This window comes from Actinosynnema sp. NPDC049800, assembly GCF_040656635.1.
GTDB lineage: Bacteria > Actinomycetota > Actinomycetes > Mycobacteriales > Pseudonocardiaceae > Actinosynnema.
The window spans coordinates 85,311-109,028 of sequence record NZ_JBFAMT010000009.1 but is presented as its reverse complement, the minus strand read 5'-3'; the positions used below and the strand labels follow the sequence as shown (position 1 = coordinate 109,028).

Sequence of the window (23,718 nt, the reverse complement as noted above, 5' to 3'; positions counted from 1 at the left end):
AGCGCAGAAGCTCGCATCTCAAAATTGCCCGTGTACCGGCAATCCTTGCTTGATAGCGTTAGGCTGCTAGTCCGGACAACTGCGCTGATCACTAGTGAGGCTCTTCGTGGCACAGAAAGTTCTCGTCCAGCTCATTGACGACCTCGACGGCACGCCAGCTGAGGATGGCCAGACCGTCACCTTCGGCCTCGACGGTGTCACCTACGAGATCGACCTCAAGCCAGGTAACGCCGACAAGCTTCGCGACGCCCTGGCCGACTTCGTCACTGCGGCGCGCAAGACCGGTGGTCGAGCCAAGCGCGGCGCTGCAGGCGCTCCTAATGTCCGTCGACCTGCGTCTGATGCCCGCAACAAGGAGCAGACCAAGGCCATCCGTGAGTGGGCCCGCAGCAACGGGCACGAGCTGGCCGACCGCGGGCGCATCCCCGCGAGCGTCATCGAGGCGTTCGAGGCGGCGCACCGCTGATGACCTCCGCCGCCGAGCCCGACCTGGAGGTACACGGCGAATTCTGGTTGCCCGGCGCCGAGGACAAGAAGGTGCCGGGCATCCTGACCTTCAGCAGCGCGGAAGGCGGCTCGCTCAAGCTCATCGGCAGCTTCACGGAGGAGAACCTGTTCTTCGAGAAGGCACGCACCAGGGACTACAGCCGCATCCTCGGCGAGGACGACAAGAACAGATACACGCTCGACGGCTGCCTGCGTGTAGACGAGAGGCAGACGTGGGGCCGCGGCGGACGTCAGGGCTTCTCTGTCGGGCAAGTAGTCAAAGACGCCTGGTTCGATAAGGACCAGGCCATCGAGGCCGAGATGGTAGATGTCGAGATCGACTATCTCCTCACGTGGACGAAGATCTCCGGCATCACGAACCAGTGGACCACCGAGAACGAGCACGGCGGCAAGGTGATCGAGCGGCGCATCGTTGGGGTGCTCCATGAGCCACAAACCGTCGAGCTGTCCTTCGGGAAGCTGGAGTTGCGCCACGTCGTCCGGCCACCGGTCGGGGACATCACTGCCATGCACATGAGCCAGAACGTCTTCGCCCGCTTCAACTGTGGGAGGCGGCGCCTGCTGTCTGACGTTATCGACTACGCCAGCGACCTCCAGGACCTTGTCAGCATCGCCACCCAACGGTCTGCAGCGTTCGGTGGCATCCTCCTGCACCAGGAGGCGTGGAACCGGCCGACTGCCAATGGCGGCATGGTGGAGCGCCCTGCTCGGCTCTACAGCCAGTGGCGGGTGAAGCCGGAGGAGGAGCGGGTTCCTCGGCGCAGGGATGACTTCCTCTTCACCTTCGCGGAGCTTGGCGGCATCGAGGGTGTGGGGCGCTGGATGGTCGTTGCGGAGAAGTACCGCGAGCTCCTCAGCCGCATGATGATGACCCGGTACGCCAAGGACACCATCGTGCAGGACATCGTGATCAGCAGGATGGCCACGCTCGAAGGCTTCGACCGGCAGCGCTTCGGTGGTAGCCAGACCAAGTTGCTGACCCGACTCAAGCGACTTGCCGGCCACGCTGGCGCACCGTTCGAGCAGTTGGTCGGCGCTGACAACGTCACCGTCTGGTGCACGAAGGCAAAGGACTACCGCGACGACATCGCACACCACCTGGCGCGCTACCCCGGTGTCAAGGCGGCCGAGATGCACTACGTCGGGCAGGCTGCCTACTGGCTCTTCGTCCTGTGCCTGCTTCGGGAGGCCGAGGCACCTGTGGCTGTCTACAACCGTCTAGTGCAGTCGCAGCGGTTCTTGTTCGAGGCGGAGGAGATTCAGAGCTTCCTATAACTCGGCCAGCACTCCGCCGACTGGTTGTCGCGCTGGCGACCACGCTCGCCTGATGGAGTGAAGCGATCAAGCGTGTGACAACGTCTCACGTTTGTTTGAGCGGCGTCGAGCCTGTCGGACCCCCGCAGTACGCTGCCCGTCATGCCGAGCGACGAGGCCAAGCACGTCTTCGTGTCCTACGTGCGGGAAGACACTGAGAAGGTCGACCAGCTGTGCGAGGCGCTGGAGGCGGCCAACATTCCCTACTGGCGAGACAAGACGGCGCTTGCTCCGGGCGACCAGTGGAAGCAGAAGATCCGCGACGCCATCCGTTCCGGCTCTCTCGTCTTCCTAGCCTGCTTTTCTGAGCAGACCAAGGCGAAGCCCAAGTCGTACATGAACGAGGAACTCACCCTGGCGGCGGAAGAGTTCCGCCTGTACCCACCCGGAGCGACGTGGCTGATCCCTGTCCGCTTCGATGACGTGGAGGTCCCCGCGTGGGACCTCGGCGCAGGCCGAACCCTCAGTGACCTCCACTATGCCGATCTCTTCGGCAAGAAGTACATCCCCAACTTGGTCAGCCTGACGAACATGATCAGCAAGGCCATGGGGACCACCAGCCTTGACCCGGCGACAGTGCGGGCCTCGATCGAGGAAGCCGATGACGCCGACCGGCTGGCCAAGCTTCGCCAGCTGACTAAGGACATGATTCTTAATCCGGCCAAGCGCATCGAGTTGAACGACCTCATCACCGACGAAGCGCAACGAATCTCGACGGCAATGCGAGATGGAGAGCGGTTTCCGACCGACCGGCTGGGCGGAACGAACGGTGAGCATGTAGTACGCTGCGCTGAGGTTACCGCGGACTACTGGAAGCTTGCCGAACCTTTCTGTGCCTCTCTGCAAGTCGCTGCTCGCTGGGGCGAAGGGCAGTCACTTGCACCGTGGGTGACGGCACTGAGGACGATCGCAGGCGAGGCCACCAAGTCGATGGGTGGCAACGTCGCACTGCTGCAGCTGCGGCACGTTCCAGCCTTTACCGCAACGTTTACTGCAGCCTTGGCCGCTATGGGAGATGGGCAATGGGGCAATCTGAAGAGGCTCCTGCTGGAAATCACCTTGCCAAGTGAACATGGAGGGGGGCGTGACCCTCTCATGCAAGTCGAGCACGTTTGGACCGTCTTCGATGAGTGGCAAGACCTGCTTCCAAACGTTGTTGCGCGAGCTGCCCAGACCGGTGAAGACCCGCGCGCCGTCTACAACATGTTCACCAGTAACCAAGCGACTCGGACCTTGACACCAGTAGCGGAGTGGCTACATGTCATCCTCCGGCCGCACTTTATGGACCAGTACGCGGATGATTCAGTGTACGACGAGGCGTTCGACAGGACCGAAGTGTTGCTCGGCTTGCTCTCGCAAGACATCTGGAATGGTCGGATCGGATCTGATCCTGAGCGGTCGTGGGCGAAGCGTTCATACTGGTTCGGCCGATCGACATGGCGCGCACGGTATGGGGGCGGGGCCCTCGCGGATATTACCGCTGAGATCGAGACGCAAGGAGCGTCTTGGGCGCCGTTGACGGCAGGTCTATTTGGCGGACGGCCTGAAAGAGCCACTGCGGCGGCGGAGGACTACGCCGAAGGATTCCGGCGTATGGCGCGTTCTCGATGAAGCGCGAGGTTGAATCGGTTCCTCCGCACGTGCGGGTCGTACGCCGTGTTGCCTTCATGACCATCGGCGTATCGGAAACGATCCTCATCTTCGGTCCGCTGTTTGTGCGAACCTACAATGCGGTGCTTGGTTCCATGGACGCTAGCGATTGGATCGCATTCGGTGCCGTGGCAGTCGCTATTGTCGGCATCTGGTTCGCGCGCCGATCGGCGCGAGCAGCGGAAGTGTCGGCGCAGATCGCCCGCGATGCACTTGCGATAGCGCGCGATTCGGCTGGGTCGGCAGCGACGTCGGCACGAGCGGCAGAAAGATCGGCAGACGCTGACAGTCGCATGGCTGCCATTATTGAAGCACAGCATCACGAGGAGCGTGCGCCGAAGTGGGTGGCCAGTTTGGACCTCCCAAAGCGAGGCTACTGCCTTGTTCGCCTTCGCTACGACGCCGGACCCAATGAGTGCAATGCCAACCTGACTGCGAACGGGATCTACTGGCTGCAATCAGAGGGAAGACCGTTCAAGTCAGAGCCCTTGTATAAAACTGCCACGCGCGAGCAGATTCACCCGAGCCAGGAGTGGCATGTTCGGCTGAAGATGCCACTGCATGCCGATGCCGACCGAATGAAGTTGACAATATCTGTCATTTCGGTCGAGAGGAGGGGTGAAGAGGAGGATTCAGCAGAGCAGCCATGGACTTTTGTGAAGGCGCTCGAATGGCGAAGGTCGGAGCCGCCGCGGATTAGTGATACAAAGCCTGGCCGCTAGGTAGACGTCTATCGTGGTACAGGGACGCTCTCGGTCAAGTCGTCGATCCGCTGCCCAGCTGCTCCTCAAGCTGCTCCACCACCGCGGCCAGCGTCGTCCCCAGCGCCTCTGCCACCTGGCGCAACTCGATCACGTCCAGCCGCCGCTCGCCTGACTCGTACTTGCTCACGAACGACTGCGGCTCGTCCAGGCGCTCCGCCACCTCGACCTGCGTCAGCTCTGCCTCCAAGCGCAACTGCCGGAGGAGCGCCCGGAAGCGGCGGTACTCCTCGGCCGTGATGCCCTTGTCCACTGGCATAGGGCACTGCGCAGCTTGTCAATATCCCAAAATCGGATATCGTGGTCGTGTCTCGGCCGCGAGAGATCAACAGCGGTCAGCCAGCGATCTTCGAGGGGGTGAGTCATGCGCATCGCGCTCAGCGGTGGTGGCGGCGGCATCTGAGTCAGCTACCCATGACTACGAAGCGACGGCCCTGGGTGTCTGTAGCACCCAGGGCCGTCGTCTACGTATTCAACACTACGACAAAACTTGGTACAATGAAGCTGCATGGCTACGTCGTTCCGCCAGCTCTATAGGACCAAAGCCCAGCTTGTCGCTGTGCTCCTTGCTGCTGGTGGCCTCGTGACCCTCATCTTCGCCAAGTGGCCGCCGGTGGCTGATCTTCTTGCGGCGCTGCCGATCCCCATCCCGTTGACCGAACTCGGCTCCGGACTGTTCGGTATCGGCGTCGTTGGCTTCTTCTTCGAGCTGTTGGACCGCGAGCTCGGCGACCAGCACACGAAGGAAGGGCTCCGTGAAGCCGTGCGAGCCGAGGCGCCCGCCATTCGCGACGCAGTGCTCGACGCCTTGGCCTTCGACCCCAACACCTTGAAGGACGTCGCCTCCGACGATCACCTCGACAAGGTGGCCACCAACGCTATTGCCTTGCGGCTCAAGGACAAGGCGCTGGCGCACGACCTCTACGCCGACCTGCGTGATCAAGTCATCCACGCGCCTGAGCGGTGGCGCGACGTCGATGCCACGATCGCCCTCCACCCGTGGACCGGACGACCGGCGACCGCCAACGACTCGATGTTCGTTGCGACCATTCGCTGGGAGTACAAGGCGCGGCCAGCCACCAGCACGATGCGCTTCTCCTGCGTCTCCGACCCCGCCGAGTACCGCGAGCTGCTGCGCGACCAAGCCGTCACTTCCGTGTGGCACTTCGACCCGTCGAGCGGCCTGGATGCCGCCGACCCGGACGTCTTCGAGCTCACCAGCGTCACGGTCAACGGCAAGCCACGGAAGGTGCGTCGGACTGAGCGCACCGGCGCCCAGCTCTACACCGTCGACCTGGGCAGGGAGGCCCACAGCAGCGAGGAGATCACGGTGGCCTACACCTACCGTGCACTCGTCCTCCGCCACGGCCACCTGCTGTACCTCGACTTGCCGAGGCCAACCAAGGGCTTCCACGTCCAGCTCGACTACGGCCAGGCGGGCATCCGACGGATGAACACGCTCGATTTCTTCGCCAGCAGCCAGATCTCTCGTGTCGAACACTCCCGGCGCAGCGACGAGCCGAAGACGGTGAACATCAGCTTTGATGGGTGGATGCTGCCGCGGGCCGGGGTGGCGTTCGTGTGGGTGCTCGAGGAGGAGTTCGACCCGGTCCCGTAGGCCCAGCCGACAGATTCAGGCAGCGGAGGTGCGGCGTGAAGTGGCTCGCAATCGCGCGGTGGCGCGGCTGCACGAGGCGCATAGTTGAGCAGTGTTCGTGTTGGGGCCGGTGGTGTGGCGAGACGCTGCTGTAGGCGCAGCTGCCGGTATCGTCTTCGCTGTGTCAGGCGAGGAGACTCAAGCGAAGGGTGCCGACGGTGCGCGTCGGGCCAAGCTCTTCCTAGAGTCGACCACGCGCGCGACGGTTCCCTGGGTCAACCCAGACCCCATCGCCATCCCGAAGTTGACCTTCGAGTGGGCAGACGGTGGCACGTACTCCTTCGACTTGGGCGGGACCCTTCTCGGCGGCGAACTCCAAGGTTTGGAGTTCTTCGCAGAGTCGAAAGCCTATACCAATGCTAATGATCAGGGAACTCATTACCGGAAGTTTCTAGCGCAGTGCTACCGAGCCCTCCAGTTGCGCCCGGAGCGATGCGACAAGTTTTTCTGGATCACATGGTCCCCGTTCCTCGTGAACTCGTGGAGCGAGCTGCGCACGCCCGAATTCGTTCAAGATAGCGTGATGCTGCATCGAAGTAGGGTGTTCTCGACCGCCTCCGAGAGCGAGGCGCGCCAGGCGCTCTCCGACCAGGACTGCAAAGCCGTCGCCGAGCGACTCGGCTTCTTGTTTCTATCCGATGCGCTGGAAGAATTGACGCTCACAAAGGAGCACCTAGGCGTCATTCGCAAGTACGACACAATGAAGGAGGATCGGTGAGCGCAACAGAGTTTACTCGGCGAATCCAACAGGCGCTGAACATTGACCGTCCTTCAGATAGTGTCGATAGCGTAAAGTCGGCGGTTATCGATCAGTTGGTTGGCCTTGACGAGCGCATTCGGATTAAGAAGACGGAGTACTTCAACCACAGCTTCGCGCCTGATCTTGTTGTGACTTGGCCGCGTGATCCTGCTCGCCATGAACGTAACGTCTATCTTCGCGTCACCCCGAACATCGAGTACCTGATCGATGATCTCGCAATGGTCGGCGACACTCATCCGATTATCCTCGATCTCGACCAAACTTATCGCGGTGAAGATGAAGCGCTCATAAACCAGCTCGATGACCGGTCTGCGGCGGTCAATGCGCTAGTCGCTGACCCATCTGGTATCGACTGGCTTCGAACGCATCAATCATCTGATTTCCTTAAGCTGGTCAATGGTGCGCTAACCCAGGGCGGACGAGGGCTTATAGATCAACCGGTTGCTGCTCGCACTACCGCAACCTTGACAAATGGACTCGACGGTGCACTTCGCACGCTTGAAGGGCCAACACGCCTAGCAACGCAGGTACTCGAGCGGTACCTGGATGGTCAGCAGTCCAGTCGTATCCAAGGTCTATTGCAGGCCGTTTGGGTCGGCTCGGGAGGCCGCCTCGATCAGTTCCCCGGCCGAAAGCAACTCTCTGAGGAGTTGTCGCCTGACGCTCTCCAATTCATCTTGGAGTATGACGCGATCGATGATCGGGACTTCTGGCGGCGCTTGGGGCGCCATGTCTCGATGAAGAGCTTGGCGCAACTTGACCTCCCGTCGGGGACGAAGAACCTTGAGCATCTCATGGGCCTGAACATGGATGTGCTCTGGGCAAGGTCATGTCGAGTGAAGGCCGAACAGGATCGTCTCGCTTCGGGTGAGAAGAACGGGACATACTGGTTCATTGACGCTGGATTCGTCGCCTTGAAGGTCGATCGCTATGCTGCCTACCTTACCGATAAGGTTGACGAGCTAGATCGGATTGCTGAAGACAAGTCCGATGGCGCCAGCATAGTTGACGTCTCTCATCGTGCTTCATCGCTGGATATTCGGGTGGATGAGGCCACGCTGTCGAATGGACACCAGACCGTTAAGTACTACTCGGATACTGCTTCTGTACTCGACGACGAAAATCTAGCAGCGTTCGCCGAGAAGCTTGGCGGCACGCCACTCGTTCAACGTGTGGAAGTCGTTGTAGGCGACGGCAAGCATCTCTCCTGCGACTTCACAACGTTCACAAGTTCAGGGAGGACGCGCACTCAACTTCGCTTGCCTGAACTCATACTCGGGTCAGTTCCGTTGCTACGCCCTCTGGGTGCGAACGCCTTGCGCGAGCTGCTGGACAAGTTCTCGGACGATTACTCGGCTCAACCTGAACTTCCTCTGGAGTAGCCGTCGACTCATCGCTCAAGTCGCACACTTCGCTCAATCGCCATTAAGTCTTGCGCTTGCACTCGATCGTAAGCGGTGTTGCATCGATGACCGACTGAATCGGCGGCACTAGGATTGCCTTCCGGCTGCCATACTGGTGATGCCTCGTGAAGCGCTGGGCCCAGCTCACCGATCACCAGCTCGCCGTGCTCCAACGCGTCGGTGATCCGGCTGATCAGGTGACAGCTCGCGACTCCGCCTTGGCCACGACGGTGTACGCCCTCCGCAACCGCGGCTTGGTCGTCACGCCGCGCATCGACGGCCGGTGGCGAGCCGAGATCACCGAGGCCGGTCGGTTCTACCTTGAGCATGGCTACCACCCGGAGCGACCGGACGTACCAGGTGAAACGACAGCCACCTCGAAGCGCCGTGCGTCGTGGCCCGCATCAGAGAAGAAGCGGTCGGCGGCTCCGCAGATCACCGCCGAGACGCTACTCAAGCTGCTCGAAGAGAACGGCGGCCTCGCTCGCATAGACGACCCAGACGACCAGACACGGGCGGCCTGGCACCGGGCCATCACCGCCGTGAAGCGCCAGGACCTGGTGCCGACTGGCATGCACCTCCGCCATCACGGCAGGGACGAAGGCGACCTAGCGATCGAACTGGTGCAGGGAGCGCACCCCGACGCCAAGTACTGGGAACCGCGCCAACAGCTCACTGCACCCGAAGCTAACCCGCCGCACCCTGCGGTCGCCAAGCTGAGCCGTGATCCAGCCCGGCTGCGGGTGTCAAAGGACAGCCGCGACCGAGCGCTCCGGCTGCTGCACATCCTCGCCACCGAATGGGAACGCCGCGGCCACACCGTGGCGGTTGAGGCCGACCAGCCAGGGCTCACCTTCACATCAGGGACGTCCCGCTTCGTCCTGGAGGTGAGTGAGGAGTCGGACTTGGTGGAGGCTCCGCATCTTGACGAACTTGAGCAGAAGCCGACCTACTCCTGGCAACGTGTCCCCATCAGGCAGCGGCACGTGCCGAGTGGCCGCCTGGTGCTGGAGCTACCGCACAGCTGGGATTACAACGGTCGACGGCGCCGGTGGGCCGACCGCACACGCTGGTCGCTGGAGGACAAGCTCGGCGACGTCATCAAGGAGCTGGAAGGCCGCGTCCGGTTTGATGAAGAGCGGCGCATCGCCGAGCAGCGGGAGAAGGCGGCTCGCCGACTGCAGTGGGAAGAAGCGATGACCGAAGCCCGGTTCCGCTTCGTCGAGGACGCCCGCATCGCGGCATTGAACGAGCAGCTGCAGGCATGGGAGACCGCCACCAAGGTGCGGGCCTACTGCCAGGCTGCCGAAGCGGTGCTACCTGAGTCCCCCGACAGTGATGTTGTCGAGTGGCTGCGGTGGATGCGGAACTACGCCGACCGGATCGACCCGGTGATCCGCGGCGTGCAAGCACCCAAGCTCCGCGAACCAAGTGCTTACGAGCTGCGGCCGTACCTCGATCGGTGGAGCCCATACGGCCCGGACAGCAGCTACTGATCCTCTTCGCGCTTGCTTCGCCGCAGTGCCTCGATCGGAACGCCGAGTTCCTTCTCCAGCTTCTCGGCGGCTGGCTTGTCCCAGCGCCGCAGCGCCGTGACGGCCTGCTCCACCAGCTTGCCGAGCCGGAACACCTCTTCGCGCAGGGCCTCCAACTCGGCGTGGCGTTCGGTTCCACCCTGACCACACCACTCCCGCACCAGCGCCCGCGCTGGGACGTATCGCTGGTCCGCTTCGACGCACACCTCAGGGCTGAAGTACTGCCCCTCGCCTCGACGGCTTCCGTAGTAGCTGCCGTGGACCGCTTCGTAGCGTGCTCTGGCTTCGTCGCGGGAAACCTCGTCCAACACCTCGTCGGCGAGCACCTGGGCGGCGCGCTTCGCAACGACCAGCATGGTGGTGAAGGGAACGGTCCAGGTTCCGTCAGTGTGCGGGATGCTCAGCGGGTTACTCGTCAGTTCCGTAGCGTCCACGTCGAGCAGTTTGACCAGGGCAGGCAGGTCCTTGATGAGCAGAGTGCCAGCGTCCTTGCTAAGACCGGTCTCAACGCAGCTCAGCGCCGCTCGGTCGTCGATCACCATCTCGGCCGCCACCAGCTCGTGGTCATCGCGGGGCCGCCACGAGGCGTCATAGAGCGCCGCCCACCGCTGGTCGTGAGCCAGCCACTCCGTGACCTTGTCCCAGGTGGTCTTCAGCCGAGCGGGCGAGACCCACTCCTCGCGGCCCTCGTACTCGTCGTCGACGAAGCGGATCAGCACCCGCGGCGGGCGCTTGGTGCCGATGCGCTTGATCTGCACGCGGGCCAGCGGATCACGCTGCTTGGCGCGGTAGGCCCACTCCTGGCCGACTTCCACAAGCTGCTCCTAACCAGCTACGATCTTCGCCCCTGTCAGGTTTCCCTTCAAACTCATTCCTGCCTACATTAGGCGAGTCTGTCGATGACATGCTGGATCAGGATGTTCATGCCCGTCCTGTCGGGAACGTCGTACATCGTGATGACGTCTGCCTTCTTGCCGATATGGTGATGTAGGACATGATCCGCCGAGAACCGCTTATCGCCGAGAAGTTGGAGAAGTTTCCTCTCGCTCCGACTGATGTTCGGCATGCTGGTCACTGCGGCGTAACTGTCAACTCCAAACAGTCGTGGCACATGGTCGATGATCGCTCGACACAGCATTAGGCACGAATAAGCGTGTCCAGCAGCATAGTTTGAGTTCAGCTCGTGAAGCATGGCGATGAGTCGCCCCAGATGCCATGCCGGGTGTTGGAGAGTCTCAAGCTGGTGGATCAACCCTTCATCTACATAGCCTGCGTTCCCGGCGTATACGGCCCCAGAAACTATGGGCGAAGGCGTGTGTACGGCCAGATGCTCGGCCTGGCTGGCGAGCACAAGCTCCACAGTCTTCTCTACGTAGCCTTGCAACCCGGCGACGTCGCTGTACGGGGTGAGCCCTTCATCTCCGAGCGTGATCTCCCATTTCTCGCCTTCAGGTTTCGACCAGCCCGTTATGAGCGTCATGGGCTCGTGGTGCAGGAAGTCCGGGAGGTTGAGCATGGCGTAAGGATCCCGGCGCATTGCGCGGGCAAGCTGGGTAGAGGTAATGGTGATCTCGCCAGTGTCGGGATCAACGGTCTTCATGCCATCGGCAAGAAACCGGATGATCTCAACAACCTTTTCCGCCGTGATCTGGAACCTCGGATGATGAAGTCCTGCGGCAAGACACAGCCGATACTCGGCATCGTCGCTGAGGTCTTGCGGCGAGAAGTGGATGGCGCTGTAGCTGGGGCCAGGTGTTCGGCGATCACCGACCATCGGGAATGAGTCTCGTACGACCTTCGGATCCGCGGCAGAGCCATTCCTGAATGATCTTCTTACGTAGCGCCAAGCTGGCCACCGACCCTTGGCTGCGTAGTGCGTATAGATGATGTCAATCATCAACTTTTGATCTTGACTCAGCTCGTCCAGCAGGTTCGTCATGTAGGCCGTCTTTCTCTGCGGATGCGGATGACTCAGCCTAGTCGAGGCTTGACAAACTACGGAAGTTTGCTGTGCCCGCTACGTCATCCTGTCAGTCGGCATAGCGGGGCGTTGCCCAGTACTCCAACTGCAGCACGCCTCCTTCGCGGCCGCCAGCAGCCGAGCAACGGCTTGCTCTTCACCGTGCTGTCGGGTGGACCAAGGGCGAGAGCTAGCCCAGCGATCATGCCGGTAGTCTCGTGCCGAATGCGGTTGCGGACCGAGTCGAGTACTGTTGCACGCAGGCTCACTGTCATGTCGAGCAGCTCGCCTTCTTTCATTGACTTAGAAGCCTGCCCACGGGCGTTCCGGACTCTCGAGTTCAGGTTGCCGCCGACGATCTGCTGCTAGGCGCCCATATCGTCGCTTGTGCGTTACCCATTTCCGCTTACGTCAGGATAGACGGCTGATCTTACCGCCAGCGCAGTATCGTCGATAGGTTCGGACCCCTAATCATGACTACTGCGGTCGATCCGAACGTAGGTTAGCCGAGAGCGCCTTGCGTGTTGGCCGCTCATCTACTCCCACTATTCCCCGCGCCGATGGCTGGCTATAACACGCTCAACCTCTTCTGTCGCGGCGGCGAGGCGTGTTACTGGCAGGTCAGGATAGGCGGCAAACAGATGGCTCTTCAGGCCAGGCATATCGTCGACCGAGACCTGGCCTGTTGCGATCAGCAACTCAACTAGAGGAAGGCTAAGCCCGTCGGCGAGCTGACGTAAGTCCCCTAGGGGCGGCGGACTCTCGGACAACTCAAAGAGCGTTAGCCTCTCGGTAGTCATGCCAGCGCGCGTGGCGACGTCATGGACTGAAAGATCGCGCGCTTTTCGCATCTTCCTAATTTGTTCGCCAAAATTCGCACGGCTGCCTTTAACCATAAAACTCCTTGCCTCTATTCTACCTCGACGTCGAATTTTGTCTAGTCTTCACATGGTTTGGATACCGCGTAACCCAGATCGAACCGGCACCTTCTGTCTCCCGCGACCCAACCATCCCTCGGTTCCGGTTTCTGCACTACCTGGAAAACACATGGCGGTCGGTTAACGCTGATGCGCCTGATCTACACGCGGGCCAGCGGATCACGCTGCTTGGCGCGGTAGGCCCAATCCTGACCTACTTCCACAAGCTGCTCCTAGCCAGCGGTATCACGTCGAGGAGCGCAGATAGCTCTCGACGTCGAAGCCGTAGTCCATGAGTCGGCGCCGAGCCGTCTCCAACTCCGCATCACTGAACAGTGGCCTGTACTCCGGCTTCAACACCAGGGCCTCGACGCTGTGCCCCAACATGTTCGCCTCCCACAGCGTGGTGAAGCCAGCGGAGACATTCGGCGTCTGGAGAAGAAGATGAGCAGCTCCAACGCCGCCGTTCATGGCGACCATGTGCAGGAATGCCTTCGCCTGGTAGTTGATCGTGCGAACCAGGTGTCGGTAGCCCGCCATTGTCTCGTCATGAAACTGTCGTTCCAGCCTGATCATCTCAGGATCAGAAGGTGTCGTCACAGCGTCTCCTCGCACACGTCGGTGCTGCGCTAGCTTAATCGGATACAGGCAAGCCGCGCGGCCAGATACGGACCGTCTGCTGTGCCAGTGTCCTCGTCCGCTCCTGGATCGTGTGATCGTTCCAAGCGCTGCCGTACGTGTTGAGCAGGTGCTTATTAAGCAACAGCACGCTGTGCTCATCGATGATCTGCCGCTTACCCTTGACAGCGGTGCCGTCGTCGAGAATTGTCGGCAGCCAGGGGTAGTTCGAGACGACCGGGTTGAGCTTGCTGGTCACAAGCGTCAGGTTGCCGAGTTGCTGTACGTGGTGGTCGCGATCTGCCGGGTCGACGTCATCATCGACCGGCCAGTAGCGCTGCCAGGACTGCGGCATGATGTGCTCGATCGTCAGATCCCCACGACGGCAGTGCGCTTCCTCGGTCTTGGGCGAGCGGTAGCTGTCCTCGAGCGCTTCGAGCAGCATGCGCGCCCGGCGCCGTGGGACCAGAGTCTTGTAAAGCCGCATCGACTCGAGGCTGGTGATCACTTCGTCGTCGTCCGGCCAGCGCCGGGAGTCGCCGTGCTGGGCCAGCAGGTACTCCACCGCGGCTTTTCCGACCTGCTCCCGGTCGACGGTCTTGAGGTGGCGAAGCAGCTCGACCGCCAGGGTGTTGGTGTCGCTGAGCGTCATGCGACAGAGCAGCCGCCGGATGATCCAGCTCTCGACCGCCCGGAGCGCCTGGTGGCGCGCGGACGCGGGGATGACAGAGCCGGGTCGGACGAGCCAGAGCAGCAGCGGCATGGTGGCCGCGATGTCGGCGACCTCGATGACGCGGTAGTGAAAGGTGCCCTCGACCGAGAAGGCGGGCAGATCAGCGAGCTGCCGGTAACAGGCGCTGTCCTCCCGAAGTTCGGCCAGCATGGGGCGCACGTCGGTCAGTCCCTTGACGACCTGGTCGCGGAAGCTGATGAAGATCTTGTCCGACGGCACGGTGTGCGCCAGGCGCATCGTCAGCCAGTAGTTGAGGAACACGTCGATCCGCGGCCGGTTCAACCGCCCTTGCCGCAGCTCCTGCCGCCAGTACTCCTCGTCGAAGCCAGCCCAGTAGTCCCGGTTCAGCTTCTCGATATCGACGCCGTGCTTCTCCGCGAGCTGGAACACCGCGTTCTTGATCAGATCAGCTGCTAGCAGCGGGCTGCCACGGTCGTTGAGGGCTTCGAAGATCGCCTGGGCGTTGTCATCCGGATCCAGGTCGATGACCACCAGCTTCAAGTGCAGCGCCAGCGCCTCGGTCAACGCCTGCAGCCGATCCGCCGGTGTGATGTCGTCCGGTGCCTCCAGCGCCCACGACTCGATGCGCTCGCGCAGGAACCGGATGCCTTGGCTGACCCGGTGCTCACCCCCATCGTTGCCGTCGTCATGGTCCATCGCCGCCTGGAAGGCCATGCGGTCGGCAAGGATCGGCCAGACCTTGAGCACCTCGTCGTCAGTGTCGACGACGTGCGCGGGGTTGCGCACCAGAGTCTCCAGCAGCGTCGCGTCCCGCGGCCGCCCGTGCTTCCGCGTTACCTGCAAGGCCGCGTTGAGCAGGAGCTGCAGGGTGATCAGGCGCTGCTGGCCGTCGATGACGTGCCGGATCGCGATGTAACCGGAGGGGTTGAACTGCTGCTCCAGGACCACGGCGCCGAGGAAGTGCGGTGGCACCGGATCCTCCGGCTTCACGCGCTCGAGGACTTCCTCGGCGATGGCCCTCACGTCGTCCCACAGCGGCATCCACTGCTTGTCTACCGACCAGACGTACGGGCGCTGGAACACCGGGATGATGTACCGAACCTGCGGCTCGAACAGCTTCTTCGGCGTCAGCGTGTTCGCCTGCATTCGGCGTGCCCTCCAGATTGATCACGTGCATGCTCGTTGACCGCCGAGACCGACGCCCGTAGCGAGCCTGTAGGAGCATCCGCTTCTAGCGGGTAGACGTTACAACCGCAAGGAGACGCCCATGCCCGCCCGCGCCAACCGCTTGTCAGCTGTGGTCCGCGCCAAGCATGCCCGACTGAGTGAACCTCACATCGCCCCCTTCGTCGCCCTTGCCGACGAGATCGCCGAAGCGCGAGGGCTCACGCCAGGCGACGTGCCGTACCCGGATCCTGAGTTCGCCGGTGTGGCTGCAAGAGCTCTTGTCCTCCTACAGTCGCCTGGTCCACGGACGTCACGGACGAACGGGTCCGGGTTGCTCAGCCTGGAAAATGACGACCGTTCCGCCGAGCGGTGCTACCACCTGTACCGCCGAGCTGGCCTGGATTGGCGCGAGCTCCTGCACTGGAACGCCATTCCTTGGCCGACGGCCTCCTCGAGACCCTCCAGCAGAGATCTCCGGGAGGCCTTCGCTTGGCTTCCTCGACTCCTCAACCTGCTGCCTCACATCAAAGCGGTGTTGCTGCTAGGCGACTATGCTCAAGCGGCGTGGAAGCGAGCTGCCGCCGCTGACCTAGCCCGGGTGCCGCTCGACCAGATATTCCAGGGCCCTCACCCCAGCGACCGCGGGGTGATGCTGCCGGGAGCCGAAGACCGCCTTAGGAGTGCTGTCGAGCAGCTGAGTGATGCGCTGCAGTGACTAGTCATCTCTCTTGAAGCGTCCATCTCCACTAGGGAAGAAGTCCTGCTAGTTCGAGAGCGGGTTGACCAGAAGAATTCTCCACCAATCGTCATCCTGCAGCCGCTTCAACGCCGCTCGGGAGTGCCGATCCAGTGAGGAAGCATCAGAAATCAGATCGACGCTATCCGGAATTTCACCTCCGACCTTCTTGGCCCATTCGCTTCCTTTTCGAGTACGGGACGTCGAGTGTCGGACGAAAGCCTTCTCCTGGAGCAGGAATTGACCCACACGAACGGCCGCACTAGCTGTGTCTGGACCAGACATGTAGAAGGCTTCGTCCCGGTACACGTCCTTGACGGTCCGTACACACGGATCCCATCCGCGCTTCGGAAATTCATGGTATTCGCGTGGCGCAAAACGTTCATCGAGCACCGTAATGATCATCCCTACCTCGGGACCTTTGTACGTCTCCGCTGGATCGATCACAACCGCAGCGTAGGTACGCTCCCACGGCTTCGGCTCTAGGTAGGGGGTGTCGACCTCGCAGATGGCGACCCTACCTACGTTGGTGGTGATCTCACCCAGGCGCTCCTTCAGCATCCTATGATCATGGCACGTCAGACACCGACTGGCGCTCACTTTTACCCATGGGCGAGGCGGAGTCGATGGCACCACTATGCGCTCCGCTTAGCCCGGCTGAGCAGGCGCCTACGGCACCCACCTCCATCGCCCCTAGGCAGTACTCCAGCATCTCCACCCACCTCGTGACGTCACACCTCAGGTACGAAGTCAGCGCTCGTGGGTGAGCGACGCCTGCGGTACGGCATGATGCCGACATGCCGACCACGATCCACGACATCCTCGATGAGCTACGCGCATCTGCTCTCGACGAACGCGACAAGGGCGACAAGTTCGAGCGGCTGATGCAGGGCTACTTCCGCACCGACCCCGAGTGGACGCTCCAGTTCAGCGACGTGTGGTTGTGGTCCGAATGGCCCGGACGAAGCGGCAAGCCCGACACGGGTATCGACTTGGTGGCCAAGAGTCGCGACTCAGACGAGCTGACCGCCATCCAGTGCAAGTTCTACGCTCCGCACCACACGGTGCAAAAGGCCGATATTGACTCGTTCTTCACCGCATCTGGCAAGATAGGGTTCTCTCGCCGGATCATCGTTTCCACCAGCGACAAGTGGTCGAAGAACGCCGAGGACGCACTCGTCGATCAGCAGACACCAACGCAACGGTTGGACATCTCCAACCTTTCCGAGTCGGTGATCGACTGGTCGCAGTACTCGCTCGCGAGCCCTTCCGTCATGCCGACACGTCAGAGGAAAGAGCTTCGTCGGCACCAGCAACAGGCGCTTGAAAAGGTGCGTGAGGGCCTAGCAGTTCACGACCGCGGCAAGCTAATCATGGCCTGCGGTACCGGAAAGACCTTCACCTCGCTGCGGATTGCAGAAGATCTCGTTGGAACTGGCGGCACTGTCCTCTTCTTGGTGCCCTCTATCTCGTTGCTTTCGCAGACTTTGCGCGAGTGGACGCAGGAGACAGCGGTCGACCTTCGTCCGTTCGCTGTCTGCTCGGATGTGCGGGTCGGCCGCAAAGAGACTGAAGACATGAGCGTGGTGGACTTGGCGGAGCCAGCCACTACCGATGCAACGAAGCTACTTCAGCGGATGAAGCGCACATCAGCTGACGGGAAGATGACCGTGATCTTCTCGACGTACCAGTCGATCCAAGTCGTCGCCGACGCACAATCAGCTGGCTTGGACGAGTTCGACCTCATCATCTGCGACGAGGCGCACCGTACTACAGGCGTGACTCTAAAAGACCAGGATGAATCAACCTTCTTCCGCGTCCACAAGCAGGAGTTTGTGAAGGGGAAAAAGCGGCTCTATATGACCGCGACACCCCGTATCTTCAAGGACGATGTCCACACTAAGGCAGCGGAGGCCGACGCTGTACTGACCCACATGAACGATGCGGCGGTCTTCGGTCCTGAGTTGTATCAATTGAGTTTCGGCGAAGCAGTCGAACGAGGCCTCCTAAGCGACTATAAGGTGCTCGTTCTAGCGGTAGACGAGACCGCCGTCTCAAGGCAGTTCCAAGCTCAGCTTTCTGATGAAGATAATGAACTTCGACTCAACGACGCCGCGAAGCTGGTGGGCTGCTGGAATGGTCTTGCAAAGCGGGGCCTGGATCGCGACAGGCTACACGCTACGGCTGTACCGATGCGGCGCGCAGTGGCGTTCGCCGACAACATCAGCGTGTCGCAGCGAGTCTCTCGCCTATTCGAGGTCGTCAGCGACCAACTAGTCGCGGACTCGGATGAAAACGATCCCTTGAGTCTCGAGGCTCGCCATGTCGATGGAACGTTCAACATCCTTGAGCGCAACCGACTCCTGGATTGGCTCAAGGCTGACCAGGACGAGCAATCTAACTCTTGTCGCATCTTGACTAACGCTCGATGCCTCTCGGAGGGCGTCGATGTCCCGGCGCTCGACGCAGTACTGTTTCTCAACCCTCGTAACTCTGTGGTCGACGTGGTGCAGTCAGTCGGCCGTGTCATGCGTAAGGCACCAGACAAAGAGTATGGGTATGTCATCCTACCCATCGGCATTCCAGCTGGTGTTCCGCCAGAACTGGCGCTCGCCGATAACAAGAAGTACAAGGTTGTCTGGCAGGTTCTCCAGGCCCTGCGGGCGCACGACGAGCGGTTCGACGCCATGGTTAACAAGATCGAACTCAACCGCGCCAAGGATGACAAGCTCCAGGTAATTGGTGTAACTACAAGCGCGCGCGAGGACGGTGGTCGGGATAAGCCTGATCAGGGCAAACTTGACCTCGCCTGGTCCGACGAGTGGCGTGACGCTATTTATGCAAAGATCGTTGCAAAGGTCGGCAATAAGGGTTACTGGGATGACTGGGCCGACGACATTGCCATGATCGCCGAGCGTCACGTTACAAGGATCAAGACTCTGCTTGAAGTTGATAGTCCCGAGGTTCGCGTCAAGTTCGCCCAGTTCCATGCCGGACTGAAGGCTAATCTCAATGACGGCATCACTCGAGACAACGCCATCGAAATGCTGGCCCAGCATATCATTACTAAGCCAGTATTCGACGCACTCTTCGGGGGTTATGCCTTTGCAGAGCATAATCCTGTATCACTCGTAATGCAGGATATGCTCGATGCGATGAATGCCCACGGCATCGACAAAGAGAGCGAAGATCTGACCAAATTCTACGCGTCAGTCCGTATGCGCGCAGAAGGTATCGATAACGCCGAGGGCAAGCAACGGATCATCACGGAGCTCTACGAGAAGTTTTTCCGGAAAGCGTTTCCTAAAGCGGCCGAATCACTGGGCATCGTCTACACTCCCGTTGAGGTTGTAGATTTTATCCTACGGTCCGTGGAACACCTACTTCAGAACGAGTTCAATGCATCACTTAACGATGAGGGCGTACATCTCCTTGACCCTTTCACCGGTACAGGGACTTTCGTGGTCCGACTGCTGCAGTCTGGCTTGATCAGTAGGGAGAACATTCTTCGGAAGTACACCCAAGAGCTACACGCAAATGAGATCAGTTTACTCGCTTATTACGTTGCCGCGGTGAATATCGAAGCAACGTTCCACGGTCTCCACGAGCAAGGGGGCGACCGCTACACACCGTTCGACGGCATCGTCCTTACCGACACTTTCCAGATGCATGAAGACGACGACACTCTTGATCCGGAGATCTTCACTCAAAACAACGCCCGTGTCATACGGCAAAAATCTACCGAGATTCGGGTAATCGTAGGGAATCCTCCATACCTTAAAGGTCAGACGACAGGTAACGATGATAATGCCAAGATGAAGTACCCGTCGCTTGACAAACGTATCGAGAGTACCTATGTAGCGGCATCGACGGCAAAACAGTCGATCTCTACATATGACTCCTATATCCGAGCTATCCGTTGGGCGTCAGACCGCGTGAAGGACAAAGGCATCGTTGCTTACGTGTCCAACGGCGGTTACATTAGCGCCAATACTGCCGACGGCATCCGCAGGTGTCTGGTGCAGGAGTTTGACGCTGTCTACGTCTACAACCTACGAGGTAACCAGCGGTACGCCGGAGAGCAGTCGCGCCGCGAAGGCGGCAAGATCTTCGGCTCAGGAAGCCGAACGACAACCGCCATCATGTTTCTTGTGAAGAAAGGACAGAAGTCACACGAAAGTCCCGCGAAGCTGTACTACCGCGACATTGGTGAGTACCTGACCCGGGAACAAAAACTTTCGATTCTTGATCGCGATCAGCTGGCTGGTATTGATTGGCAAGTGATCACGCCGAACGAGCATGGCGACTGGATCGACCAACGCAGCGGTAAGTTCACCACGTTCACTCCTCTTGCTGGTGCACCTGGATCGATTTGTGCGCTGCACTCGAGTGGCGCAAAGACAAATCGCGATGCATGGATCTACAACTTTTCGGCAGAAAAAGTTGGGTTCAACATGCACAGGCTCGCCCAACAGGTAGCCGCAGAAGCACAGCGACCAGACCGTGCGGACGGACCCTTCAATCTCGACGCTAAGCGGGTTAGTTGGTCGAGAAGGCTTAGGGAACGTACCCGTAGAGGAATTGTGCCGAAATTTGACGGCTCCAAGCTCGTCCAAGCGTCCTACCGACCTTTTACGAAACAATGGTTGCTGAACGACGTCAACTTCGTTGATGAACCGGGTAAGACCCGCCAGTTCTTTCCCGCTCAGGGGAGCGACAACATCGGAATCTACCTTACGGGCGTAAGCTCCAAGTATGATTTCTCTGCGCTGATGACCAGGTCGCTCCCTGACGTGCACCTCCTTGACACCGGTCAGTTCGTCCCTCGGTACTCGTATCAAGAGACAAGCAACCACGGCACGCTGGACTTTGGGGAAGAAGGTGGCGCATCGAATCTAATCCGCACGGATAACGTCACCGACAGCGCTCTTCAGACTTATCGGGCGGCCTACGGATCACAGGTAACGAAGGACGACATCTTCCACTACGTGTATGGGGTACTACACGCACCGGACTACCGTTCGACGTTCGCAGCCGATCTCAAGAAGATGCTGCCGCGCATTCCCTTGGTAGCGGATTTCGCTTCGTTTGCTTCTGCTGGCCGTGAACTTGCACGCCTTCACACCGAATACGAGTCCGCACCGCTGCATGACCTCAAAGAAGTAGTTACCGGCTCTCCCGTAGACGGCCAACTGTACAAAGTTAGAAAGATGACCTTCGGAAAAGGTCCGAGGGTGGACGGGAAGCGCACTGAAGACCGATCTTGCATCATTTACAATTCGCATGTGACACTCACGGGCATCCCCCAGGAAGCCTATCGCTATATGTTGGGGCCGCGATCGGCGATCGAATGGGTCATGGATCGCTATCAAGTGCGCGTAGACACTGCGTCCGGCATTGTTAATGACCCGAATGACAGGGGCGAGGAGGCTGACGAGCCTCGCTACATCGTAAACCTACTTAAGAGGATCGTAACCGTCAGCCTTGAGACGGTGAAGATTGTCGAGAGCCTCCCTCCGTTGGAGCTTCTCGAACAGAGGTAGAGGTCGATAGAGGCATCGCCACGTCCTCTAGTAGCCTAAGCGTGGGGACGTGGTGATGCCGAGCTTCGCTATACCGACCTGCGCTGGTCCCGTGCGACTGGTGGACGCCTAGGGATGCCCCGCTTCACTAGCACATTACGGACAGTGGAGTGATCCACTCCGAGCTTCTGTCCGACCTCAGCGAGCGTCCATCTGTAATCGACATAGAGGCTGACCGCCTGGTTCTCCTGGGTGGTGCTGAGCGCTTTGATAGGCCGACGTACCACCCCATGCCGATCCAGATGTGCACGCACCGTGTGCTTGTCCACCTTGAAGCGTCTGGCTAGCTCCCGCTGTGACGCCCCGCGGCGGTAGGCCAGGACCAACTCAGCGACTTCAGCTGGAGACAGCCTGTGGTTCTCCTTGACTACAACCGCTACCGAGGTTGGGCCGTCGACACCAGCTCGGGCCACAGCAGGCGGTACCTCCTCGCTCTCAGCTAGGCACATCTCGCCACTCGTCCATGCCTTGATCAGGCGATCTAGAGGGGCGGAAGGGTTCGAAAGGGAGTCACGGAGGCGCACATCGTTTGACCAGCACGAAAAGGCCCTTGACCAGCGCGAACGCGGTCAAGGGCCTTACTCGTCTGTCCGGCCGTGTCCGGTGACATCCGGCCGCCTACGATGTCTGTGCCCAATACGTCCCAAAGTTCAAGCCCTTCGGCCGGTACCCCAGAGCAGCCTCAACCCGCTGCCGGACCGCCGCCGCTTCCCCGTCCAGGCACTTGGCGTAGATCTTCAACAGCACCTCCGCCGAATGCCCGGCCCGCTCGGCCACCGTCACCGCGGGCACTCCCCCGTTGAGCCACGTCGACACCGCCGCGTGCCGCAGGTCGTAGATGAGGCAGGGTGGGACAGGCGGACAGCTCCTGGCCGGTTGGCTGTCCCACCTCGTCAGAGCAGGGGTGCGAAGTAGCGACTAGTGGCGTCCTTGGTGAGCTGGCCGGCGTCGTGCATGCGGGCGCACGTGCGGCGGATGTTCCCGGCGTCCAGCCCCGTACCGGTGGCGATCTGGGCGGGCGTGCTGCCGCTGTGTTCGCGGAGATAGCGCAGGATCGTGACGCGGGTGTCACCGGCGGTGTGATCGATCGCGAGGCCGTCGAGCATGGTCCACGAGCCGTTGTCAAGGTTGAAGCTCAGTGCGTGGCCGGCCTCTTCCACGTCGCGGCCGGTGATGTGCAGGACACCATCGGCGTTGTTCCGCCCGCGTTCGAGCACGATCGCCACGCCGAAGTGGTCTGCGATGCGCTTGGCGCGGCCGACGGCGAGATAGTCAGCGCCCGGAGATGACAATTGGCTCGCACATCCATTCACTGCCCGACAGTGGTGTCGGGCGTGGTGACTGACCAGAGCTCATGTCGGTCGTGGTGGCGTCCTGACGCGTTAGGGTTCCTCTGTGACGAGGGGTGAGGACGTCAGTCTGGGGATGATGGCCGCGCGTCGTCTGGCTGAGCTGGGTTGCTGCGAGATCGCGCCTGGGTTGACCGATGCGGAGTTCGCCGACATCGAGGGCGCATACGGTTTCGAGTTCGCTGACGACCATCGAGCGTTCCTCGCGGCGGGGTTGCCACTGAACAGCCCTCGCGAGCCGGAACCGGGGGTCAGCTATGCCTGGGAGAAGCCGTGGCCCGAGTGGCGTGACGGCGACCCCGACGAGCTCCATGAGCAGCTCGACTTTCCGGTCGAGGGCGTATTGCGGGCGGTTGAGAGCAGCGGGCACTGGAATCCCGCCTGGGGCGCGCGGCCGGACACCCCTGAGGCAGCGGTGGCGGTGGCTCGACGGTTGTTGGCGGATGCGCCCAGGATGGTCCCGATCTATGCGCATCGGTTTCTGCCGGCAGGACGCGGCACGTTCGGACACCCGGTTCTGTCCATGTGGGGAACGGACATCATCTACTACGGCGCTGACCTGGTCGACTACGTCAACCAAGAGTTCGAGGAACCCCGGCCCGAGCACCCGGACGGCTGGTCGCCGCAGGCCACTGTGTCGTTCTGGCGCGACTACCTGTGACTGCGATACCGGGTTCGACGAAGGACCGAACCGCAGCGTCCCTGTTGACGGTGTGATCGGTTCAGGCATCGCGGTGTCTCCGGCTCGGCATCGTGAGGACGTTGTTGGTCGCGGTTTCGTGGGTGAGTTCGGTGATGACGGCGCAGAGCGTTGTGATCTTGGCTTGGAGTTGTGCTTCAGTGGCTTCCAGCATCACCCCGGCCGAACTCCGCGACCGGTCGTGGTGGAAGGGACCGGAGATCGTGGTGCTCTGCGACGACTACGACCTGGCCTTCCACCACCGGAGGCCCAGGCCCCCTCGCCCCACTGATCGAATTCCTCCCCCAGTCCCGCGACCGCGGCTTCCACCTCGTCCTGGCCCGGCACATACCTGGCCCCGCAACCACCGGGTCGCGGCACCTTGGTCCGCAAAGGCCGCAAACCGGTGCTGATCCAGACCGCCCACTT

The 23,718-nt window shown here is 61.0% G+C and carries 20 protein-coding genes; 11 read left to right on the top strand and 9 right to left on the bottom strand.

Annotated elements, in window-relative coordinates:
* Positions 1-106: 106 nt before the first annotated feature.
* The 4 genes from AB0I91_RS13755 to AB0I91_RS13740 all read left to right on the top strand — a co-directional run bounded on the left by AB0I91_RS13755 (position 107) and on the right by AB0I91_RS13740 (position 4,193).
* Positions 107-466, top strand: coding sequence for a histone-like nucleoid-structuring protein Lsr2 (locus AB0I91_RS13755; protein WP_499636988.1), 360 nt, complete (start codon positions 107-109; stop codon positions 464-466).
* Positions 466-1,782 carry an ApeA N-terminal domain 1-containing protein gene (locus AB0I91_RS13750; RefSeq protein ID WP_499636986.1) on the top strand — a complete coding sequence of 439 codons (1,317 nt, stop codon included), beginning with the start codon at positions 466-468 and terminating at the stop codon, positions 1,780-1,782. Before AB0I91_RS13755 ends, AB0I91_RS13750 begins: the two co-directional genes overlap by 1 nt.
* A gap of 141 nt (positions 1,783-1,923) precedes the next feature.
* Entirely contained in the window at positions 1,924-3,432 is a 1,509-nt protein-coding gene (locus AB0I91_RS13745) for a toll/interleukin-1 receptor domain-containing protein (protein ID WP_499636984.1), read from the top strand.
* Positions 3,429-4,193 (top strand): hypothetical protein, encoded by a 765-nt coding sequence (locus AB0I91_RS13740; protein ID WP_499636982.1) that lies wholly within the window; start codon positions 3,429-3,431, stop codon positions 4,191-4,193. The genes AB0I91_RS13745 and AB0I91_RS13740 overlap by 4 nt, the downstream gene beginning before the upstream one ends.
* A gap of 34 nt (positions 4,194-4,227) precedes the next feature.
* Here AB0I91_RS13740 and AB0I91_RS13735 read toward each other — a convergent pair whose 3' ends face one another.
* Positions 4,228-4,491 (bottom strand): helix-turn-helix domain-containing protein, encoded by a 264-nt coding sequence (locus AB0I91_RS13735; protein ID WP_499636980.1) that lies wholly within the window; start codon positions 4,489-4,491, stop codon positions 4,228-4,230.
* A gap of 249 nt (positions 4,492-4,740) precedes the next feature.
* On the opposite strand from AB0I91_RS13735, the gene AB0I91_RS13730 reads away from it, so the two are divergent.
* The 4 genes from AB0I91_RS13730 to AB0I91_RS13715 all read left to right on the top strand — a co-directional run bounded on the left by AB0I91_RS13730 (position 4,741) and on the right by AB0I91_RS13715 (position 9,548).
* Positions 4,741-5,850, top strand: coding sequence for a hypothetical protein (locus tag AB0I91_RS13730; protein ID WP_499636978.1), 1,110 nt, complete (start codon positions 4,741-4,743; stop codon positions 5,848-5,850).
* Positions 5,851-6,010: 160 nt separating this feature from the next.
* Positions 6,011-6,607 (top strand): hypothetical protein, encoded by a 597-nt coding sequence (locus tag AB0I91_RS13725; protein WP_499636976.1) that lies wholly within the window; start codon positions 6,011-6,013, stop codon positions 6,605-6,607.
* Positions 6,604-8,031, top strand: a complete 1,428-nt coding sequence (locus tag AB0I91_RS13720) for a hypothetical protein (RefSeq protein WP_499636974.1) — start codon at positions 6,604-6,606, stop codon at positions 8,029-8,031. Before AB0I91_RS13725 ends, AB0I91_RS13720 begins: the two co-directional genes overlap by 4 nt.
* A 146-nt stretch (positions 8,032-8,177) precedes the next feature.
* Positions 8,178-9,548, top strand: coding sequence for a hypothetical protein (locus AB0I91_RS13715; protein ID WP_499636972.1), 1,371 nt, complete (start codon positions 8,178-8,180; stop codon positions 9,546-9,548).
* On the opposite strand, the gene AB0I91_RS13710 is transcribed toward AB0I91_RS13715, so the two are convergent.
* The 5 genes from AB0I91_RS13710 to AB0I91_RS13690 form a co-directional block, all read right to left on the bottom strand.
* Positions 9,542-10,402: a hypothetical protein gene (locus AB0I91_RS13710; protein ID WP_499636970.1), complete on the bottom strand. Its 861-nt coding sequence runs from the start codon at positions 10,400-10,402 to the stop codon at positions 9,542-9,544. The genes AB0I91_RS13715 and AB0I91_RS13710 overlap by 7 nt on opposite strands.
* A 68-nt stretch (positions 10,403-10,470) precedes the next feature.
* Positions 10,471-11,526, bottom strand: a complete 1,056-nt coding sequence (locus AB0I91_RS13705; protein WP_499636968.1) for a hypothetical protein — start codon at positions 11,524-11,526, stop codon at positions 10,471-10,473.
* A 566-nt stretch (positions 11,527-12,092) separates the two neighbouring features.
* Positions 12,093-12,443, bottom strand: a complete 351-nt coding sequence (locus AB0I91_RS13700) for a helix-turn-helix domain-containing protein (RefSeq protein ID WP_499636966.1) — start codon at positions 12,441-12,443, stop codon at positions 12,093-12,095.
* 267 nt (positions 12,444-12,710) lie between these two features.
* A complete protein-coding gene (locus AB0I91_RS13695) occupies positions 12,711-13,064 on the bottom strand; it encodes a hypothetical protein (RefSeq protein WP_499636964.1) in 354 nt (117 codons plus the stop codon).
* A gap of 34 nt (positions 13,065-13,098) precedes the next feature.
* Complete coding sequence (locus AB0I91_RS13690; RefSeq protein ID WP_499636962.1) at positions 13,099-14,922, bottom strand: DUF262 domain-containing protein; 1,824 nt, start codon at positions 14,920-14,922, stop codon at positions 13,099-13,101.
* 121 nt (positions 14,923-15,043) lie between these two features.
* Here AB0I91_RS13690 and AB0I91_RS13685 point away from each other — a divergent pair, with 121 nt between their 5' ends.
* A complete protein-coding gene (locus tag AB0I91_RS13685) occupies positions 15,044-15,658 on the top strand; it encodes a uracil-DNA glycosylase family protein (RefSeq protein ID WP_499636960.1) in 615 nt (204 codons plus the stop codon).
* Between the two features lie 48 nt (positions 15,659-15,706).
* Here the strand turns inward: AB0I91_RS13685 and AB0I91_RS13680 are convergent, their stop codons facing one another.
* Positions 15,707-16,240: a hypothetical protein gene (locus AB0I91_RS13680; RefSeq protein WP_499636958.1), complete on the bottom strand. Its 534-nt coding sequence runs from the start codon at positions 16,238-16,240 to the stop codon at positions 15,707-15,709.
* A gap of 236 nt (positions 16,241-16,476) precedes the next feature.
* Between AB0I91_RS13680 and AB0I91_RS13675 the strand changes: the two genes are divergently transcribed.
* Positions 16,477-21,222 carry a DEAD/DEAH box helicase gene (locus AB0I91_RS13675; protein WP_499636956.1) on the top strand — a complete coding sequence of 1,582 codons (4,746 nt, stop codon included), beginning with the start codon at positions 16,477-16,479 and terminating at the stop codon, positions 21,220-21,222.
* 932 nt (positions 21,223-22,154) lie between these two features.
* Here the strand turns inward: AB0I91_RS13675 and AB0I91_RS13670 are convergent.
* Positions 22,155-22,487 carry a winged helix-turn-helix transcriptional regulator gene (locus AB0I91_RS13670; protein WP_499636954.1) on the bottom strand — a complete coding sequence of 111 codons (333 nt, stop codon included), beginning with the start codon at positions 22,485-22,487 and terminating at the stop codon, positions 22,155-22,157.
* Positions 22,488-22,656: 169 nt separating this feature from the next.
* On the opposite strand from AB0I91_RS13670, the gene AB0I91_RS13665 reads away from it, so the two are divergent.
* Complete coding sequence (locus tag AB0I91_RS13665) at positions 22,657-23,271, top strand: hypothetical protein (RefSeq protein ID WP_499612653.1); 615 nt, start codon at positions 22,657-22,659, stop codon at positions 23,269-23,271.
* A gap of 61 nt (positions 23,272-23,332) precedes the next feature.
* On the opposite strand, the gene AB0I91_RS13660 is transcribed toward AB0I91_RS13665, so the two are convergent.
* Positions 23,333-23,467 (bottom strand): hypothetical protein, encoded by a 135-nt coding sequence (locus AB0I91_RS13660; RefSeq protein WP_499612651.1) that lies wholly within the window; start codon positions 23,465-23,467, stop codon positions 23,333-23,335.
* Positions 23,468-23,718: the final 251 nt, after the last annotated feature.